This is a genomic window from Streptomyces sp. Je 1-369 (assembly GCF_026810505.1).
GTDB lineage: Bacteria > Actinomycetota > Actinomycetes > Streptomycetales > Streptomycetaceae > Streptomyces.
The window spans coordinates 8,501,694-8,515,801 of the sequence record NZ_CP101750.1 but is presented as its reverse complement, the minus strand read 5'-3'; the positions used below and the strand labels follow the sequence as shown (position 1 = coordinate 8,515,801).

Genomic DNA, 14,108 nt, shown 5'->3' with positions numbered 1-14,108 from the left:
TGGCCGACGCGATGGGTTCTGGCCCTGGCACGGAGCAGGCCGAGGGCGGGGTCGCCCTCGCCTCGGCCCGCGGCCGCTGGGTGCTGCTGTGCGCGGTGCTCGCGTCGGGCATGGCGCTGCTCGACGGCACGGTCGTCAACGTCGCCCTGCCGACGCTCGGCAAGGACCTCGACGCGTCCCTCTCGGCCCTGCAGTGGGTCGTCAACGCCTACATGCTCACGCTCTCCGCGCTGCTGCTCCTCGGCGGGGCGCTCGGCGACCGCATCGGGCGGCGGCGCACGCTCGTCATCGGCGTGGTGTGGTTCGCGGCGGCGTCCGCGCTGTGCGGGCTCGCGCAGGACGCCGGGACGCTCATCGCGGCCCGCGCTCTCCAGGGCGTCGGCGGGGCGTTGCTGACGCCCGGTTCGCTGGCGCTGGTCCGCGCTTCGTACCGCCCGGACGACCAGGCCCGCGCGGTCGGGGCGTGGTCGGGGCTCGGCGGGGTGGCCGGGGCGGTCGGGCCGTTCCTGGGGGGCTGGCTCATCGACGGGCCCGGCTGGCGGTGGATCTTCCTGATCAACGTGCCGCTGGCCGCGCTGGTCCTGTTCGCGGTGCGGCACGTGCCGGAGAGCCGCGACGAGACGGCGGCGCGGCAGCCGTTCGACGTGCCCGGCGCGTGCCTCGCCGCGCTGTTCCTCGCGGGCGTCAGCTTCGCGCTGATCGGCGCGTCCGGGGACACGTCGGCGGCCGGGGTGATCCTGCCGGGAGTGCTTGGCCTCGCGGCCGGTGCGGGCTTCGTGCTGGTCGAACACCGCAGGCGGAACCCGATGCTGCCCCTCGAACTGTTCCGCTCGCGCCTGTTCACCGCGGCCAACGTGATGACGCTCTGCCTGTACGCGGCCATCGGCGGCATCCTGTTCATGCTGCCGGTCCAGTTGCAGACGACGCTCGGCTACGACGCGCTGCGGGCGGGCACGGCGACGCTGCCGATCACTGTCCTGATGCTGCTCCTGTCCGCGTCCGCGGGCGACCTCGCACGGCGCCTCGGCCCGCGGCTGCCGCTCGTCGCGGGGCCGCTGGTGGCGGCCGCGGGGGTGCTGCTGATGCTGCGGGTACGGCCCGGCGCGGAGTACGTCACCGGAGTACTGCCCGCGGTGGTCGTCCTCGGTCTCGGCATGAGTCTCTTCGTGGCCCCGCTCACGGCGACCGTGCTGGCCTCCGTCGACGCGAGCCGCGCGGGGCTCGCCAGCGGCGTCAACAACACGGCGGCGCGCATCGCACAGCTGCTCGTCGTCGCGGGTCTGCCGCTCGCGGTCGGCCTGTCGGGCACGGCGTACGCGGATCCGGACGTGCTGAACGCGTCCTTCGGCAAAGCGGCGGTGGGGTGCGCCGCGCTGTTCGTCCTCGCGGCGGCCGCGGCCGCGGTGTTCGTCCGGCCGGGCCGGACGGCGGCCTGGGACGGCGAAGGCGGCGAACACGGCGGCGAGCCGCAGTGCAGGACGTGCTGCGGGGTGCAGGCGCCGCCGCTGGAGCCCGGAGGACGTAACGGCGAGTGACGCCGGAGGCATCCTGGATACCGCGCAAGTTGTACATCCCTTTTCCGCTACCGCGGCTGATGGAGACCGACATCAACTCCAGGTTGAGCGACATCAACTCACGGGTTGACGAAAGCCGTTGCGCCGCCCCGTAGCTTCTGACGTGCACTGAGGCGGGCGGGTCGACCAGGACCCTCAGAGCCCGCTTCCACGCACAGCACATCAACAGAGTGTCATCCGAAGGGGGAACACATGCGTAACAGCATCATGGCGAGGACGCTCGTGAGCGTCAGTGCCGTCGCCGCGATAGCCGCCGGCAGCCTTGCGGGGGCGAGCGCGAGCTTCGCCGCACCCGCGTCCGACGCGAAGCCGGCGGTGAGCACCAAGGCCGTCACGCCGCAGGCGGTCAACAACCTCGGTCTGAACACGGCGCGGGCGAAGAACTGGCAGTGCTGGCTGAAGAAGAAGGGGTTCAACCCCGGCACGATCGACGGGAAGCTGGGCTCCGACAGCTGGAAGGCGGCGCAGCGCATGTTCCGCGTCAGCGCCGACGGGATCGTCGGGCCCGACACGATCCGGGGTCTGCAGAAGTACCTGAACGGCTTCGGCTACGGCCTCGTCGTCGACGGGGACGCCGGCACGAAGACCAGGGCCGCGTTCTGGCAGTTCAACGCGAACTGCTGACCGGGACTTGAGGGTGCGGCGGGGTGTCCTGGGCGATACGCCGCCGCACTCGGGCTGGCGGGGAGAAGACGGGGGATGGTGGCGGTTACCGCGATGTCTCCCGTACGAACAACGTCACCGACACGCTCGCCTCGAAGCCGTTGCTGCGCATCAGCGCCGCCGACGCCGTGTTGCGGGACTCGACGTCGGTGACGACGGCGCTCGCGCCCGCCTCCGTGAGCGTCGTGCAGCAGGCCTTCACGAGACGGCTCGCGATGCCCTGCCCCTGGTACTCGGGGGCGCTCGCGATCCACTCCAGGTTGCCCCAGTCGGTGCGCTGGTCGAAGCCCATCGAGCCGAGCACGTATCCGGCGAGGTGGTCCCCGGCGAGCGCGACCCAGCAGGCGGACGCCTCACCGTCCGCGTGCCGGGCGATGGCGGAGAGGGACCAGGAGGTGTACGGCTTCACCGACGTGTCGTAGACGCGGCGGCCCAGCGCGAGTACGTCGGCCAGATGGGTGGCCCGCATCGGTTCGAGGACGATCTCCGTCTCGCGCTCCGGCGCGGCGGGGCTGGTCATGAGGCCTCCCAGGGGGCGGATGCGGCGCCGGGGCCGCGGCTGCGTGCACCTCACGCTATGAGGCGGCCCGGGCTCGCGCACGCCGGGAGACCGCCCCGAGCCGCCGCGGGGCCCGCCCGCGGGCCACGAACGAAACGCCGACCTCGACGCGCCGGGCAGCCGCTCACCCCGTGCCTGCCGGGCCAACTCGCCCAGGTCTACGAGCCTTTGATCAGTTGGACGTGTGTCCGAGGCACCCCTCCGGAGCCCTTATCGTGGACGACATGTCCGTTCCTGAGCTCATCCGCATCGTCTCCCGCTCCTCCCCCATGGCCCTCGCCCAGGTGGAGCGTGTCCGCACCGAACTCGCCGCACTGCACCCCGGCATCCGTACCGAGGTCGTGCCGGTCACCACCTCGGGGGACCGCTGGATGGGCGATCTCGCGGCGCTCGGCGGCAAGGGAGCGTTCACCAAGGAGGTCGACGCGGCGCTGCTCGCCGGTGAGGCGGATCTCGCGGTGCACTGCGTCAAGGACGTACCCGCGGACCGGCCGCTCCCCGCGGGCACCACGTTCGCCGCCTTCCTCAAGCGGGACGACATCAGGGACGCCCTCATCCACCCGGACGGGCTCACGCTCGACGAGCTGCCCGCAGGGACCCGCATCGGCACGTCGTCGGTGCGCCGCGTGGCACAACTCGCCGCCTCGCACCCGGAGTTGGAGTGCGTTCCGATGCGTGGGAACGCCGGCCGGCGACTGGCGAAGCTCGCGGCAGGTGACGCCGACGCGCTGCTGCTCGCCCAGTCGGGCCTGGACCGCATCGGCCGCCCCGACCTCGCGAGCGAGATCCTGTCGGTGGAGACGATGTGCCCGCCGATCGGTGCGGGCATCCTCGCCCTGCAGTGCCGCGAGGACGACACCGCGACCATCGACGCCGTGTCGGACCTGGGCGACAAGGAGGCCTGGCGCGAGGCGACCGCGGAGCGCATGTTCCTGCACGTCCTTCAGGGGCACTGCAATTCGCCGATCGCCGGGTACGCCCGTTCGGAGCGTGGCGGCGACCTGTCGCTGCGCGCCTGCGTGTTCACGCCCGACGGCAAGACGGTGCTCAACGCCCACGAGTGGGCGGGCCCCCTCGACCCCGCGACGCTCGGCACGTCCGTCGCCGTGGCACTGCTCCGGCAGGGAGCGCGCGAGCTGATCGACGGCATCGCCCACTGAACGGCGGGGCCGCCGCCGCCCGGTCCGCGGCGTCGGGTGACGTGCCGCCGCCGCAGGCGGCCGGGACGGTGACGCCCATCGCGGCGATCAGCGCGAGTACTGCGGAGCGCCGCAGGGTACAACGTCCACCCGGTCACAGGGGGTACGCCGAGGTGACGATCACTTGGGGCTGACGTTGGCGCCGCCGGACCCGGCAGGTCGGTGACGCGCACAAGGCCAGCTTTCCGTCCCGTTCGCCCGCGACGATGCTGATCGCATCGGCGTTGATCACACGTCGACGAGGTCGGCGAGCGGCACACCCTGATCCCACCGGCGCGGACCGGGCGCGGCGCCATGGACCGTCTCGGCCTCCGGGAGCCCTGGGCGGCAGGTTCCCGGCGCACGTTCTCGCTTCTGGCACCACCGCGCGGCGTACGCGAAGCAGCAGGCCACCCGGCCGCAGACCATCGGCTACGCGCTCGTCGACTCACCGGTCGGGCTTCTCGCCTGGATCCTCGACAAGTTCGCCGAGACGTCCCGTCAGCCATCACCATGTATCCCCACGACATCGAGAAGTCGCCGCGCCCCTGGGGTACCGAGGACCTGCGAGAGGGCCTGGTGGCGGTGCTGGCCGCACACAGGTGAACGCGGCCGGTGCCGACACCCGGTCACCTCGTGGTCAGGCCGCGCTCTTCTTGCCGCCGCGGCGTCCCGCGCGGGTCAGCGCGTCGATGAGGTCGTCCCTGCTCATCTTGGAGCGGCCCTCGATGTTCTGGTCCGTGGCGCGCTGGTAGAGCTCGGCCTTGCTCAACTCCTTCAGCTCGGTCCTGCTCGGCTCCTTCAGCCCGCTCTTGCCGCCCCGGGCACGGTCGAGGCTGCCCTGGAGTACTTCCATCAGGTCGACGACCTTGGTGGCCTCGGGTGCCTCGTCGGCGGCCGTGATCTCCTGTCCCTCCGCCTTCGCACGCACCAGCTCCCGCACCTTCTCCTGATAGGTGTCGTGGTACTTGGTCGGCTCCCACGGCGCGTCCAGGGCGTCGATCAGCTGGATCGCCATGTCCCGCTCCTTGCCCTTGGCGGCACGGGCCGAGGGAATCTCGGGGAGTTCCTGGCCCGGGTCGCGGACCTCGTCCGCCCAGTGCAGGGTCTGGAGCACGAGCACCTTCTCGTCGGCCCGCAGCGCGGTCAGATACTGCTTGCCGCGCATCACGAACGTAGCGATGCCCGCCTTGCCGACCTCCGCGAGCGCCTCTCTGAGCAGCCCGTACACCTTGGTGTGGTCCTTACCGCGGGGGGCGATGTAATACGTGCGGTCGAAGTAGACCGGATCGATCGCGTCCAGGTCGACGAAGTCGCTGATGTCGATGGTCCGGGAACGCCCGGGGGCGACCTCGTCCAGCTCATCGGGCTCGATGACGACGTACTCGCCCTCGGTCGCCTCGTACCCCTTGACGATGTCCTCGGTCCGCACTTCCTTGCCGGTGCGTTCGTTGACGCGCCGGTTGCGGATCCGGTCGGACGTGCCGCGCTGAAGCTGGTGGAAGTGGACGGTGTGGTTCTCGACGGCGGTGTACAGGCCCACCGGCACGCTGACCAGCCCGAAGGTGATCACGCCGGTCCAGATCGCACGTGCCATGTACGCCCACTCCCGTCGCCATGCCCTAGTGGTTCCTACTGGTTCCTGCTGGTTTCTACTGATCCCTGCTGACCACGCTGGCATCGCGGGCCGCACGGCGCCCGCTGGGAGCGGCCGAGCGGCGGAGACCTCACGGGGACGGCCGGGAACCACTGGAACAGGGACGGACGGCGCTAATCGAGTTCTTCGCGGAGACGCTCCGACTCCTCCGCGGCCTCTTGCGCCGCTTGTTCGGCCTCCACCGTCGCGTCCGCCGCCGTCCGGCGCCGCTCCTCGGCCTCCTTCCGCTCCCGCTCGGCGTCCTTCTCCTCCCCCTGGATCCGCTGAAGCCGCTCGCGAGCCCTCCGCAGCTCGTCCTCCGCGTCGGACACCTGCTGACGGGCCTGGTCGTGCCGGTCGCGGGCCTGTTGGAGCGCGGCGTCGGCTGCCTCTTGTTCCCGGCGTCGCTCTCCGAGCCGTTGGTCCGCCGCTTCGGCCGCCTCGCGGCCCTCTCGGGCCTGCTTCTCCTGCTTCTGGCGGCGGCGCTCGGCGAGTTCGTCCTTGCGTTCCTTCTGGGGCGCCGGGCGCTCCCGAGGCGCTCGTTTCGCCGCGGGGGCCGCCGTGCGCGCCGTGGGCGCCGAGTGCCGACCGGACGCGGACGGGAAGTCCGCGGGCGGGGTGAGCGTGCTCTCCAGGCGGCCGGTCGACCACTGGTCCGCCGCGTCCTCGTCCGCGAGTACCGCGCGCAGGGTGGACGCGACGTCCTGCTGTGCCGCGTCCGAAAGGCGGTGGCCGGCGTCACGGGCGAGCGTGGCGGCCTGCCGGGAGAGGGCGGAGACGACGCTGGTGCGCTGCTTGGACAGTTCCTTGATCTCTGCGGCGTCCAGGCTCCGGTACGCCTCGCGCAGTTCCCGCCCGAGCTCCAGGAAGCGGCGGCTCTCCGCGGGCTGCGAGTGCAGCAGCAGGTTCGCCGCCCAGGCCGCGAGAGTGGGGCGGCGGGCGGCACGGATCCGCCGGGCGTCCTCCGCGCGCCCGTCCGTCCTGGCCCGCGCGGCCAGCTCCTCGCGGCGGGAGACGAACCGGGGCGGCGCCGTGGCGTAGAGCTCGTCCAGAAGACTCTCTACGTCACGTTCCTCGCCACTGTCCCGACCACCTTTGCTCCGCATCAGCTACAGAGTCCCCCGGACACGGCCACCACGCACGTCGGGCGTGCGTGACGACTCCCTCCGGAGCCGGAGTGACCATGTGGCAGACCTTCACCCCACGGGCCGACTACTGTACGGACACGGCCTGTTGCCCTCCGTGGCGACTCGAGGAGGAATCCTGTGTCATCGCCCTGCGACCCCGAGCACGCTCCCGTCGGCGATGTGGGCACGGCGCTCATGATGATCGACTCACGGCTCAAGACCATCCACGCCGGCAAGACCGAGGTCGACCCCGAACAGCAGGAGATGGTCCGGCAGTTCGCGGCGTCGCTGGGGCCGAGAGGGGCCGACGACCTGCTGAACGGTGCGTGCACGCTCATCTATATGTTCATGTCGTGGCTGCGGAAGGCGCATGAGGACCACGGCAAGGACGTCATCGAGTACGTGGTGCCCACGCTCGTGGCGACGATGCGCATGATGCCCAAGAGCATCCCGTCCGAGGCGATCCCCACCATGGCCGGTCTGGTCATCGCCGCGGGCACCGGCCTGAGCCCCAACCTCTGGCGCCAGCAGTACGGGGACTGGACCGAGGCCGAGATGAACCCCCTGGAAGCCACGGCCTTCCTGCTCGCGGAGCACATCAACCGCATCACCGACGATCCCGATTTCGCCACCCGCATGGTCTCCGAGACCCTGGCCGGCGCGGACGAGGCGGCCGGTGTGAACGCCGCGTTCGACGAGTACGACGACGGAGACGACGAAGCCTGAGGGACAGGGCGCGGCGCTCTCCGGCGTCCGGCGCGTCACACCTCGGGCGCCAGGTCCGGGCGCAGCCGGTGCCACACCGGGTGACGCAGGAGACCGGCCCGCGTGCGGGTGGTGTAGCGGACCTCGGCGACCAGGCGCGGCAGTACCCACCTGGCGCCGGGCGCCGCGGGCGCGGGGGCGAAGGGGCAGTCGTCGACGGCGGCGATGTGCAAGAGGCGGGCGAGGTCGGCTCGTTCGCGTTCGTTCCATCCCGTGCCCACGCTCCCCCGGTAGACCAGTGCCCCGTCCACGTACTCCCCCACGAGGACCGCGCCCGGCAGTCCGCCGAGACGCCCCTGCCCGGGCATCCAGCCACCGACGACCACATCCACGGTGTGCACGTTCCTGACCTTGATCCAGACCGGGGAGCGCCTGCCCGGCTCGTACACGGAGTCCAGCCGTTTGAGTACGAGCCCCTCCAGGCCCTGCGATCGGGCGAGTTCCAGCGCCTGGTGGCAGTGCCCCGTCACCGCTGTCGGTACCGACCAGTCCGGGCCCGCCTGGACGAGCTCCTTCAGGGTGTCGCGGCGCCGGGTGTACGGCAGTTGGGTCAGGAGTCGGCCGTTCAGGTGGAGGACGTCGAAGAGGATCAGGTGCGCGGGGGCCCGGGCGGCGAGACGGGCCGCCTTCGCCGGGGAGCCGGAGAGGCCCATCCGGGGCTGGAGGCGTTCGAAGCTCGAACGGCCCGCCTCGTCGAGTACGACGATCTCGCCGTCCAGTACGGCCGGTGCGTCGCTCAACACCGTTGCCAGTCGCCGTAGTTCGGGGTACGCGGCGGTGATGTCCGCGCCCGAGCGGGAGCGGATGACCAGGGTGCCGTCGCCGGGCAGGTACACCAACGCCCGCTGTCCGTCGTGCTTCGTCTCCGTGCTCCACAGGTGCTCGTTGGCCGGGGGCGGCAGCGCCCCCGGGGTGGCGAGCATGGGGGCGATGCGCGGCAGGGCCGTCATGCGGGTCGGCTCTCGCCCGCTTCGCCCTGCGCGGACGGCTGGGCGAGGGCCCACAGTTCGAGGTAGGCGCGCTGGGTGAACGCACCGGTCAGGGTGGGGCTGGTGTTGGCCAGGGCCACCAGGGCGACGTCCGTCTGTGGGCTGAAGCCCGCGAAGGCGGTGAAGCCGCGGGTGCCCCCGGAGTGGTGGTAGAGGTCGCGGTCGGGGCGGGATCGGATGTTCCAGACGAGGGCGATACGTCTGTCCGTGCGGGGCAGCGCGATGCGGGGACGGGTGACGTCGGCGAGGGCGTCGCGCAGTGTGCGGGGGACGGTGGTGGGCGCCGTGGACGGATCGCGGAGGGCGTCGAGCGTGGTCAGGAGGTCGCGTGCGGTCGACCGGACCATTCCCGCCGCGGGCAGGGTGGACATCTGCCAGGCGGGGCGGGCCCGGCCGTGCCAGTAGCCGGTGGCCTGTGGCTGGTCGGTGGTGCAGCTGGTGCGCGTGAGACCGAGCGGTCGCAGGACGCGGTCGGCGAGCAGCGGGGCGAAGTCTCGCTCACCGGCGGCGCGGGCGAGCAGTTCGCCGAGGAGGCCGACGCCGAAGTTGGAGTAGCGCACGCGGGTGCCGGGGGCGGCCCGGGGCCGGGTACGGGACAGGGCGCGGTGCAAGGACGTGGCGGAGTAGCGCGCGTACGGGTTGCTGAACCAGGTCGGCGCGGCCGTGCGCAGGAAGCCGGATGGCAGTCGGGGCAGGCCGGAGGTGTGCGTGGCCAGGTGCAGGAGGGTGATGGGCTCGTTCCGCGGGCGGGGGGCGGCGGCGCGGGGCAGGAAGCGGGTGATCGGGTCGTCGTACGCGACCTCGCCGCGCGCCACCATCTCGGCCAGGAGGAGCGCGGTGAACGTCTTGGTCAGGGAGCCGATCTCGAACCGGGTGTCGGGGTCGGCGGGCGCTCCGCCGTCGCAGGTGGTGGTACCGGTGACCGGCAGGGCGTGGTCGGGGCCGCGCCGTACGGCGAGGGCCACCGTGCTCGCGCCGGGAGCGGTGGCGCGCAGGGCGTCGAGCATGCGTGCCGCCCATGCGGGCCCTCCCCCTGTCGTGCTCCGGCCCGCGATCCCCGCTTCATCGCCGCCCGGACTCCTCACCCCGTCGCCCCGCCCAGCGTCCGCGACACCGCGAGTGTCCCCGCGACTGCGGCTACCACGGCGGTGTGCTGGTGGTCGGTGAACCGTTGCTCGGGGTCGTCGTCGACCGGGTCCCCGTCGCGCGGCATCAGCCCGTCCGGGTGCTGGACCGCGGCGAACCGCTCCCAGTCGGCGGGCTCGCAGTACGGCTCCTCCAGACAGCAGCCCACGATCAGCAGCTCGCCCACCAGATCCCACTGCTCGACCTCGGTCCAAATGTCGATCCAGACCGGCAGCCAGGTGGTCACGTACGCGGCGAGACCGGCGGGCAGACCGGAGGGCGTGCCGCCCCAGTCGGTGAGGTGGTAGACCGTGTGGGTGAGGCAGTAGCCGGTCATCCAGTCGATGAGCCAGGGCTCCGGTGTCGCACCCAGCCAGGTGGCGCGGGTCAACGTGCCCCAGTCGTACGCGCGTTCCCCGCCGCCCAAGCCGACGATGCGGGCCGCGTTGGCCACCGCGAGCCGCCGGTTGGGAAGGTACTCGGAGCTGCGGACGGAGCGCAGCGCACTGGTGTGGGCGATCAGCCGTTCCAGAGGTTCATGGCGCAGGCCGCCGCGCACGAACGGTGCGTACGTCTCCAGGGGGTCGGTCATCATCGGATAGCGCAGCAGCCGTTCGTACAGCATGTCGCCCTTGCCGAACTGCTCCCAGCAGAATCCGAGGAGTTCGCCCGCCATGCGCAGCTCGGCGCTGCCCGCGACCGACTCGCGCAGCACGAGGGAGGCGGCGGTGGCGCTCTCCCCGAGGGGTTTGTAGACGCTGTTGGGGTCGCCGAGGTCGGCGGTGGTGTCGGGCGGCAGCGCGCCGCGCTCGCGGTGTGCGTGGAGCCAGGCGAGGGCCTGCGAGCCCACCTGGTGGGCGGTGCGCGTCACGGGCGCGGTCATACGTCCTCCAGTCCGAGCAGCCGCCGGGCGATCGCGACGTCGAGGGCGAGCCGCGGTCCGGCGCCGTACAGGCCGAGGTGTTCGACGAGAGGTACCGGGTCGAGGGGCAGGGGCACGCCTTCGGTGTGCAGCAGGACGAGCCAGCGCGCGATGCGGGCGCCGGTCGGGAAGTCGTGGCGGAGCATGGCGCGGGTGGCGCCGCGGGCGAGGGCCAGCGGCGCGGCGCCGGTGCGGGCCGCGGAGTGGACGGGTCCTTCGAGGCCGGGCAGGGCGAGCGGTGAGAGCTGGCCCATGCGGACGGACCAGCGCTGCCACTCGGTGTCGGCGGAGCCGTCGGACGGGTGCGGCGGATCCGTGAGGACCGGGGCGCCCGCGGGCTGCGGCGCGAGAGGCCGCCCGTCGGGCTGCCCCTCGGCCCCCTCGGTGAACCGGGCGAGCAGGGCCGACGTGGCCCAGTCGCGCCAGGCGACGAGCCACGGTTCGGCGGCGCCTTCGGGCGGTGGTGCGGGAGTGCCCACCGCGGGCGGGAACACCGCGAAGGACTGCGTGACGGCGGCGGCGTCCTGGGGGTGGAAGACCGCGTCGCACAGCAGGTAGGGGGCGAAGCCGTCGGCTCCGACTACGCGGAGAGCGGCCAGCGCCGCCTTGGGGTCCTCCGCGCGTTCGACGTGTTCCGCGAGCATGGCGGTGCCCCCGACGCCGCGCAGGGCGTCGAGGGCACGGAGAGCCAGGTCAGCCGCTGACGCGGCGTACGCGGTCTGCGACTGCTCGGGGCTCACTTGCCTTTCGGCTCCTTCGGCTGCTTCGGCGAGAGAAGGATCAGCGCGAGGAGGGCGCCTTCCGCTCGCGGCGAGTAGATCGGTGCGTCGCTCAGAATCGCCTCTGGCTCCACCATGGCGGTACTGAGCGCCTCGGTGTCCGTCGGAGTGAAAAGAAGCGGTGTGTGCTGAGCAAGCATCAGTGCCTCCTCATAGATACGTCGTCACCGAGTTCAGTGACGCCCACCCTCGGACTAGTCTAAGGCCATTAGCCCCATATGTCTGTTTTGCGAATCTCGATGCCCACCCAGGAGGTCAACTCGCCCTACCCTTACGGCAGTTCATCCAATAGAGCCAGGAAACCGGCGGCCGGAGGTGACGGTGCGAGACGGCTCCAGACGAGGCGCTCCACCCGTACCGGCCCATCAGTGATCGGTACGCACCGCACACCGTGCAGTTCCGCCGCGAACGGCGCGGGCAGCAGGGCGACGCCCAGGCCGTGGCGGACCATCCGGGACATGAGCTCGACGCCGGACACCTCGAAGGCGACCTCGCGCGACACCCCGGCGGCCGCGAACGCCTCGTCCGACTGGGACCGTGCGGCGCTGCCCTCGGCGAAGTCCACGAACGTCTCGTCGGCGAGACGGCGGAGGTCGACCTCCTCCTCGGCGGCCAGCGGATGGTCCGGCGCGACCACGGCGACGTGCTGCCCGTGGGCGAGTTCGCGGTCCCGGACGCCCTGGGGCCGGAAACCGGGCTGCACGCCGAGGAACGCCGCGTCGACGACGCCCTCGCGCACCTGCTCCACCAACCGCTCACTGGAACCGGCCCGCAGCGTGATCCGTACCTGCGGGTAGCGCAGCCGGTAGTCCCGCAGCACCGCGGGAAGGTCGACGGCCGCCACGGTGGGGATCGACCCCACGGTCAGCTTGCCCCGCACCTCGCCGACCGCCGCGGCCACCTCGGCACGGGCCCGTTCGGCCGCTTCGAGGGCCTGGCGTGCGGCGGGCAGGAACGCCTCCCCCGCGCTGGTCAGCCACACCTTGCGACTGGTCCGCTCGAACAGCCGGGCACCCAGCTCCTTCTCGAGCCGCGCCACCTGGTGGCTGAGCGCGGACTGCACGACGTGGCATTTCTCCGCCGCACGCGTGAAGCTCGCGGTCTCCGCCACCGCGAGGACGTACCGCATCTGCTGAAGGTCCATCGATCCATCGTGAAACACGATGGATCGGATGACAAACATGCGTTGGACCGATGGATCGGTGGTCGGAGATCCTGGAGTCAGCCCGGAGAGCCCCTTCTCCCCTCCCTGTGAACCAGCCTCAACCAGCCTCTCCTCCACTCCAACCCACGGAGACAGCCATGCGCGTCATCGCCTTCGACCACCTCGTCCTGAACGTCGCCGACATCGAGCGCTCCCTCGCCTTCTACACCGGCCCGCTGGGGCTCGACCCGGTGCGGGTCGACGAGTGGCGGGCCGGCCAGGCCCCCTTCCCCTCCGTGCGGGTGAGCCCCTCCACGATCATCGACCTCATCGAGGGGCCCGACGGCGAACCGGCGGGCTCCAACGTCGACCACATCTGCCTGGTCGTCGAGCCCCTCGACTGGCAAGAGGTCATCGACTCCGGGGAGTTCACGGTGGTGGACGGACCCGGCGAGCGCTTCGGCGCCCGGGGCACGGCCCTCTCCCTCTACGTCAAGGACCCCGACGGCAACACGGTGGAGCTGCGCTATTACCCGCAGAACGCCTGATGAGGGGAGTCGTTCTCAGTTGCCGGAGTTGCCGAAGGGGACGTCGTCCGTAGTGGCCATGCGGCGGGACTCGGCGTGGGACCGGACGAACTCGTGGATGTGGGCGATGGCCTGCTTCGCGTCCGACTCGTCCTTGCCGCAGCCACCGGTGCCGGAGGCGCCGTCGGGGTAGCAGGAGGCCCGGTGGCCGTAGATCAGGCCGTCGGCGTTGCCGCCGGACGCGTCCAGGAGGCGGTTGGTGGCCTCGCCGTCGCCGGCCGCCGTCGTCCAGCCGAAGACACGCGCCAGTTCACCCCGGTCCCGCGCCTCCGAGCCGAGGCGGACCTGCTTGGCCACGTTCCCGAGGACGGTCGGCAGGTTGAGGTTGAACAGGCCCTTGTCCATGACCCGTTGGTTGTTCGCGATGGCTCCGCCGAACTCGCCGTACTGCGACCGGACTTCCTCGGCGTCGCCGCTGATGTCCACGCCTTCGAGGTCGGTGAGGTCGCGGCTGACGTCCTTCCAGCCGGTGCCGCCCGCGGTGCCGTAGAAGCCGTACAGGACCCGCACCCCGGCGCTCTCCAGCTTGGTGCGGGCCAGGTCGCGCAGGGCGGCGACCGAGCAGTGCCGCCACTTCGTGTCGCCGCTGTCGCAGTAGTCGGGGTTCTTCAGGTCCAGCCAGACGAACCCGATGTTCTTGCCCGCGCGGCGCTGCTGCGCGATCCGGTCGAACATGTCCGACATGGTGTCGCCGGAGCTCGTGGGGAGCCCGTCGTGATCGGCCCACCAGCCCTTCTTCCACGCGGTGGCGTCGATCTCCATCGCGTTGGCCCCGTGGTCGAGTGCCTTGTCGACGCCGTCGGCGGTCAGCACCCGGTGCGCGATCGCCCAGACCGGCCGTTTGTCCTGCGACTCGGCTTGAGACTTGGCTTGCGACTCGGCCTGCGGCGCGTCGTCGGCCGCGGCGCTTGCCTGCGGGGCGGCCAGGCCCATCGCCAAGGCGCCGCTCGCGGCGGCGAGCGTCGCCGCCCGGGCGGTCGAGCGGGTACGGGCTCCACGTATCACGGTTGTTTCTCCGTCCGTTCCTGTGCCGCGCTCCGTCCGGGCGCGGCACAGGAAG

15 protein-coding genes and 1 pseudogene are annotated in these 14,108 nt (G+C 71.8%); 6 read left to right on the top strand and 10 right to left on the bottom strand.

The features are described 5' to 3' along the window. The first annotated feature begins 11 nt into the window (after nucleotides 1–11). Both NOO62_RS37680 and NOO62_RS37675 read left to right on the top strand, forming a co-directional pair. Nucleotides 12–1,535 carry an MFS transporter gene (locus tag NOO62_RS37680; protein ID WP_268775282.1) on the top strand — a complete coding sequence of 508 codons (1,524 nt, stop codon included), beginning with the start codon at nucleotides 12–14 and terminating at the stop codon, nucleotides 1,533–1,535. Nucleotides 1,536–1,766: 231 nt separating this feature from the next. Then, entirely contained in the window at nucleotides 1,767–2,198 is a 432-nt protein-coding gene (locus NOO62_RS37675; RefSeq protein WP_268775281.1) for a peptidoglycan-binding domain-containing protein, read from the top strand. 85 nt (nucleotides 2,199–2,283) lie between these two features. Here NOO62_RS37675 and NOO62_RS37670 read toward each other — a convergent pair whose 3' ends face one another. Next, entirely contained in the window at nucleotides 2,284–2,757 is a 474-nt protein-coding gene (locus NOO62_RS37670) for a GNAT family N-acetyltransferase (RefSeq protein WP_268775280.1), read from the bottom strand. A gap of 263 nt (nucleotides 2,758–3,020) precedes the next feature. Here NOO62_RS37670 and hemC point away from each other — a divergent pair, with 263 nt between their 5' ends. Both hemC and NOO62_RS37660 read left to right on the top strand, forming a co-directional pair. Then, nucleotides 3,021–3,956 (top strand): hydroxymethylbilane synthase, encoded by a 936-nt coding sequence (gene hemC, locus NOO62_RS37665; RefSeq protein WP_268775279.1) that lies wholly within the window; start codon nucleotides 3,021–3,023, stop codon nucleotides 3,954–3,956. Nucleotides 3,957–4,293: 337 nt separating this feature from the next. Then, a pseudogene (locus tag NOO62_RS37660) lies at nucleotides 4,294–4,580 on the top strand (epoxide hydrolase); the annotation flags it as partial. 34 nt (nucleotides 4,581–4,614) lie between these two features. Here the strand turns inward: NOO62_RS37660 and NOO62_RS37655 are convergent. Both NOO62_RS37655 and NOO62_RS37650 read right to left on the bottom strand, forming a co-directional pair. Next, nucleotides 4,615–5,571 (bottom strand): Ku protein, encoded by a 957-nt coding sequence (locus NOO62_RS37655; RefSeq protein WP_268775278.1) that lies wholly within the window; start codon nucleotides 5,569–5,571, stop codon nucleotides 4,615–4,617. Between the two features lie 173 nt (nucleotides 5,572–5,744). After that, nucleotides 5,745–6,716: a hypothetical protein gene (locus NOO62_RS37650; RefSeq protein ID WP_268775277.1), complete on the bottom strand. Its 972-nt coding sequence runs from the start codon at nucleotides 6,714–6,716 to the stop codon at nucleotides 5,745–5,747. A gap of 159 nt (nucleotides 6,717–6,875) precedes the next feature. Here NOO62_RS37650 and NOO62_RS37645 point away from each other — a divergent pair, with 159 nt between their 5' ends. Beyond that, on the top strand, nucleotides 6,876–7,463 hold the full coding sequence (locus tag NOO62_RS37645; RefSeq protein WP_268775276.1) for a hypothetical protein: 588 nt from the start codon (nucleotides 6,876–6,878) through the stop codon (nucleotides 7,461–7,463). A 35-nt stretch (nucleotides 7,464–7,498) separates the two neighbouring features. Here NOO62_RS37645 and ligD read toward each other — a convergent pair whose 3' ends face one another. The 6 genes from ligD to NOO62_RS37615 all read right to left on the bottom strand — a co-directional run bounded on the left by ligD (nucleotide 7,499) and on the right by NOO62_RS37615 (nucleotide 12,461). Continuing rightward, a complete protein-coding gene (gene ligD / locus NOO62_RS37640) occupies nucleotides 7,499–8,452 on the bottom strand; it encodes a non-homologous end-joining DNA ligase (RefSeq protein ID WP_268775275.1) in 954 nt (317 codons plus the stop codon). Then, on the bottom strand, nucleotides 8,449–9,498 hold the full coding sequence (locus NOO62_RS37635) for a serine hydrolase domain-containing protein (RefSeq protein ID WP_268775274.1): 1,050 nt from the start codon (nucleotides 9,496–9,498) through the stop codon (nucleotides 8,449–8,451). The genes ligD and NOO62_RS37635 overlap by 4 nt, the downstream gene beginning before the upstream one ends. A 74-nt stretch (nucleotides 9,499–9,572) precedes the next feature. After that, nucleotides 9,573–10,499 (bottom strand): DUF6895 family protein, encoded by a 927-nt coding sequence (locus NOO62_RS37630; protein ID WP_268775273.1) that lies wholly within the window; start codon nucleotides 10,497–10,499, stop codon nucleotides 9,573–9,575. Beyond that, nucleotides 10,496–11,278, bottom strand: a complete 783-nt coding sequence (locus NOO62_RS37625) for a hypothetical protein (protein WP_268775272.1) — start codon at nucleotides 11,276–11,278, stop codon at nucleotides 10,496–10,498. The genes NOO62_RS37630 and NOO62_RS37625 overlap by 4 nt, the downstream gene beginning before the upstream one ends. Continuing rightward, entirely contained in the window at nucleotides 11,275–11,457 is a 183-nt protein-coding gene (locus tag NOO62_RS37620) for a hypothetical protein (RefSeq protein ID WP_268775271.1), read from the bottom strand. The genes NOO62_RS37625 and NOO62_RS37620 overlap by 4 nt, the downstream gene beginning before the upstream one ends. 131 nt (nucleotides 11,458–11,588) lie before the next feature. Continuing rightward, nucleotides 11,589–12,461: a LysR family transcriptional regulator gene (locus tag NOO62_RS37615; RefSeq protein ID WP_268775270.1), complete on the bottom strand. Its 873-nt coding sequence runs from the start codon at nucleotides 12,459–12,461 to the stop codon at nucleotides 11,589–11,591. A gap of 158 nt (nucleotides 12,462–12,619) precedes the next feature. On the opposite strand from NOO62_RS37615, the gene NOO62_RS37610 reads away from it, so the two are divergent. Beyond that, the gene (locus NOO62_RS37610) at nucleotides 12,620–13,009 is read left to right on the top strand and encodes a VOC family protein (protein WP_268775269.1); all 390 of its coding nucleotides are present in this window, start codon (nucleotides 12,620–12,622) and stop codon (nucleotides 13,007–13,009) included. Between the two features lie 15 nt (nucleotides 13,010–13,024). On the opposite strand, the gene NOO62_RS37605 is transcribed toward NOO62_RS37610, so the two are convergent. Continuing rightward, nucleotides 13,025–14,053, bottom strand: a complete 1,029-nt coding sequence (locus NOO62_RS37605) for a phospholipase (protein ID WP_268775268.1) — start codon at nucleotides 14,051–14,053, stop codon at nucleotides 13,025–13,027. Between the last annotated feature and the right edge of the window lie 55 nt (nucleotides 14,054–14,108).